The sequence below is a fragment of the Rhizobacter sp. P3_B12 genome, from assembly GCF_056402895.1.
In genome coordinates this window covers 1-3,953 of the sequence record NZ_JBFUGN010000577.1, presented here as the reverse complement: position 1 = coordinate 3,953, position 3,953 = coordinate 1, and the positions used below count along the sequence as shown (strand labels likewise).

Here is a 3,953-nt window from a genome sequence, read left to right as displayed (position 1 = left end):
GTGCAAGCTCCGTTCGTGCCGCATCTGGTGCACCTGCTCGACGAAGCGCCGGTGCCCATCGTCGTCATGGCCGTGGAAGAGGCGGCTGCGCACGCGCACGTTGCGCCGAAAACGGTCTGGCGCAACGTCGCCAAGCTGGCCAAGTCCTTGTCGGTCCATCGGCAGGCGCTCTGGGCATGACGTCCCAGCTTGCGCGCCGCGTTCGACGCCATCGCCGTGTTGGACTATCAACCCAGCTACGAGCATTGCGTGTCAGTGGTCGGTGAGTTTCTGGCGCAGTGGTAGTCGCAGGTGTGAAGCTCGCGCTGAGGGGCCAGTTCGATGAAATGGTCATGCCGCCTGGTCGTCAATGAGCTCCAGAAGATCAATCGCGCTCCGGGCTCGAGCATCATGTCCCGTCGCCAGCCCCACCAGGTGGGGACGCAGGGAGTGAATGAACGTCGTCAGTGCTTCTTGCACCGAGACGCCAAGGTATGTTTCGTACCCTTGCTCAGGAGCGAAGGTGCCGCCGAGGTCGATGAGCGACTCGATGACGGCACGTTGCGCCCATGCTTGCCCACTGGCAAGAATCTGCTCAAGCGCAGGAAGGACACCCAATACGACCGGGAAAAAGGTGCCTGCGTGGTTGTTGCCCATGGCCCAGAGGAACGCATCGCAGGCGTCGACTGCGGCCTGCTCATCGCTCGCCTCTCGAAGCGCCAGAAGGGCCTTCTCCACGCTGTCTGATTCGTTTGAGTCTGGCTGCGGGAATGGGTCAAGGTTGAGCGGATTCATGTTGTGTGGGAAGCGAACTCGAGGACGCGCCGAACCACTCGCGGATCCTCGAGCAGCATCTTGTAGTGTCCCAGGCCCTCGAGCAGGAGCCATTTGGCGCCAGGCCAGCTGGCCGCCGCGGCCTGGGCACCTTCGTGGGGGACGACCTTGTCGTCGGACGCGTGAATGAACAGAGCTGGCTGGTGCATCGACGCAGCCTGCCGGCGCATGTCGATCCGGTCTGGATGGACGCCGATCACCTCCTGCAGTCGGTTCAGCAGATGCGCGACGGTGTCACCCTCCAATCTCGCTTGCCGTGCCATCGCGCGCACATACCCGCCATAGTGGGTCGGTGTCGCCAGGAGAACCACACGGTCCGCCTGCAGGCCTTCGTCAAGGGCCTGCACGATGCAGGCCCCTCCGATCGAGTGCCCGACCGCGAGTGCAAGCGGCCCGGTGACACCCTCGACCGCTCGCAGTACACGCGCCGCCAGCGGGATGGACAGGCGCTCTCCGCCGGAAGTCCCGTGGCCGGGCAGGTGCGGAGCCCACACGGTGAAGCCCGACGCCACGAGAGCGTCGCTGATTTTCTCCATGTCGGACGTCCTTCCCTGCCAGCCGTGGACCAGCAAGGCGTGGGGCCCGAGTCCGCGCTTTCTCACATGCACCATCACCTGTGCGCCGTCAGGCCACGCTCCGGGGGTATCCACGAGCAAGGGAATGACCTCGGCATCCACTGTCCGCGCGTCCTCGGGCGGCCGCTTGATGCGCAGCAGCGCGTCGATGAAGGCTTCGACATCGGCGGCAGCGCTGGTGTCGACGGACGTGTCTTGATGCGATGACATGGATGGCTTTCGATGTGTACAGGTCTGTACCTTTAAATATAGGTACAGACCTGTACCATTGTCAACGGAGATTGCCATGACGACCTCGAACATTCCTGCCCAAGAAATCCGTTCCCGCCGAGGCGCGCCCGCGAAGGGCGAACCCACGGCCCGGGACCGCATCCTGGCCATCGCGCTCGACGCCTTCTACCGAGAAGGCATTCTTGCGACCGGCGTGGACACCATCGCCGAGCGCGCAGGTGTGTCGAAGACGAGTCTCTACCGCAACTTCGCCTCCAAGGATGAGCTGATCGAGGCGGTGCTCCGGGAGCAGAACCGATTGTTCTTTGCCTGGTGGGATGAGATGGTGGGGCGACACCCCGACGACCCGCGCGCGCAATTGCGGGGCTTGCTCGATGCGTTCGGGAAGCTGAGTTCGTCCCCGAGGTTTCGGGGCTGCCCGTTCATCAATGCCGCCACCGAATTCCGGGGTCTCGATCACGCCGGCAAGGCACTTTCTGCCCAGAACAAGATCGAGGTGGTGCGACGGCTGGCCGACATGTGCCGATTGCTCGGCGCCACCGATCCGGCGCGGGCCGCTCGCCAACTGCTGCTCCTCATCGATGGAGTCCTTGCGGACGGACAGTTCGRCCCCGAACTGCACTTCAGAGAAGGGCTCGCCGATGCGGCGTTTGCCTGCATCGGCCTGGGCGCCTAGGACCTTGGCGTGGCCAGCCAATCCGCCATCCATGCCTCCACCTCCGCCTGCGTCATCGCCTCCCCCGCAGCACGCTCCGCCTCGAACCGCTCCACCCCCAGCGCCCCGCGCGATGCCGCCATCAGCGGCGCGATGAATGCCTCGTCCACCGGATCGGCCTGCTCCCCATCCTGGTGCCTTCCCGCCAGCGCCATGCCGTGCAGCCTGGCCGCGTTCGCATGCTCGCCCAGCGCCGAAGCCAGGCCCGCGGCCACTTCCGCCAGCCTCGCCCCCATCTTCGGCAGGCCGTCGCGCGCCACCAGCGGCCACAGCACCTGCAGCGTCTCGTGCGCCGCCGGCCACTGCCCGAGGGTGACCTGCACCTGCGCCAGGTTGCTCTGCAGCTGCCCCGTCACCGAAGCGGGCAGCTCGAGCCGCTTCGCCAGCGCGATGGCCTCGTCGTACAGCGCCCGTGCCTGCGCATGGCGGCAGACACCGCGGTGGATCTCGGCGATGTTGTTCAGGCTGACCACCAGGCGGATGTCGGGCACGCCGTTGGAGCGCAGCAGCTCGGTCGCCTGCTCATAGGCCGACAAGGCCTCGTCGGCGCGCCCCAGCGCATGCCATGCGTTGGCGCGCAGGCTCAGCGCCACGGCGGTGCGCTCGGCGTCATCGGCCGACGCTGCCAGCTCGCCGCCCTGGTCGGCCCAGCGCAGGGCCTCGTCATAGAAGCCGCGCTTGTACGCGAGGTGCGACATCGCCAGCAGTGCCTTGCCGCGCAGCGCGTCGTCGAGCCCGTGTGCGTCTCGCGCCAGCGCGGCGGTGCCCAGGCCGTAGCCCACGTCGAGCGGGCCGGCAAAGGTCCAGTAGCGGCCGAGCGCCGCGACGAAGCGCAAGCCGGCGTGGGCGCCTTCCGGCAGCTGGGCGCACCAGTCGTGCGCCGCGATCAGGTTGTCCTGTTCCGCCTTCAGCCGGCGCAGCCACGCCAGCTCGCCCGGGCCGTGCAGGTGGCCGCCGGCCGCTTCGGCAAACGCGACGAAGTGGGCCAGGCAGCGCGCACGCACGGCCTGGGCTTCGCCGGTGTCGTCGAGCAGGTCCTGTGCAAACTGGCGCACCGTCTCGAGCATGCGAAAGCGCGGCTCGGGCAGGTTCTCGGGCGCCATCACGAGCAGCGATTTGTCGTGCAGCTGCGTCATGATCTGCAGCACCGCGTATTCATCGTCGATGCCCGCGGCGACGGCCGCCGCGGCCAGCGTGCAGCCCCCGACAAAGACCGAGAGCCGCGCGAAGACCTGCGCCTCCGGCTCGGACAGCAGCTTCACGCTCCACTGCAGCGTGGCGCCCAGCGTGCGGTGGCGCGGCGCGGCGTGCGAGCTGCCGGTGAGGAAGCGGAAGCGGTCGTCCAGCCGCGAGCGGATCTCGTCGACCGCGAACATGCGCACGCGTGCCGCGGCCAGCTCGATCGCGAGGGCGATGCCATCGAGCCGGCGGCAGATCTCGGCKATGACCGGTTCGTTGGCCGGGGTCAGCGCGAAGTCGGGCCTGGCGAGCCGGGCCCGGTCGACGAAGAGGCGCACGGCATCGGAGTCGAATGGCAGCGGGCCGACCGCAAAGATCTGCTCGCCCGGCAAGCCCAGCGCCTCGCGGCTGGTGGCGAGGAGGCGCAGGCCGGGGCAGGC

General features: G+C 67.7%; 4 protein-coding genes and 1 pseudogene. 2 read left to right on the top strand and 3 right to left on the bottom strand.

All coding sequences use genetic code 11. From position 1 onward, the window contains the following. Nucleotides 1–180, top strand: a pseudogene (locus AC1D01_RS24005) (helix-turn-helix domain-containing protein); the annotation flags it as partial. Nucleotides 181–330: 150 nt separating this feature from the next. On the opposite strand, the gene AC1D01_RS24000 reads toward AC1D01_RS24005, so the two are convergent. Next, a complete protein-coding gene (locus AC1D01_RS24000; RefSeq protein ID WP_477870807.1) occupies nt 331–774 on the bottom strand; it encodes a hypothetical protein in 444 nt (147 codons plus the stop codon). After that, complete coding sequence (locus tag AC1D01_RS23995) at nt 771–1,598, bottom strand: alpha/beta fold hydrolase (protein WP_477870805.1); 828 nt, start codon at nt 1,596–1,598, stop codon at nt 771–773. The genes AC1D01_RS24000 and AC1D01_RS23995 overlap by 4 nt, the downstream gene beginning before the upstream one ends. 76 nt (nt 1,599–1,674) lie before the next feature. On the opposite strand from AC1D01_RS23995, the gene AC1D01_RS23990 reads away from it, so the two are divergent. Further along, nucleotides 1,675–2,295 (top strand): TetR/AcrR family transcriptional regulator, encoded by a 621-nt coding sequence (locus AC1D01_RS23990; protein ID WP_477870803.1) that lies wholly within the window; start codon nt 1,675–1,677, stop codon nt 2,293–2,295. Here AC1D01_RS23990 and AC1D01_RS23985 read toward each other — a convergent pair. Continuing rightward, the coding region (locus tag AC1D01_RS23985) for an ATP-binding protein (RefSeq protein WP_477870801.1) at nt 2,292–3,953 on the bottom strand (1,662 nt) is incomplete at its 5' end. The two genes, AC1D01_RS23990 and AC1D01_RS23985, sit on opposite strands and share 4 nt — an antisense overlap.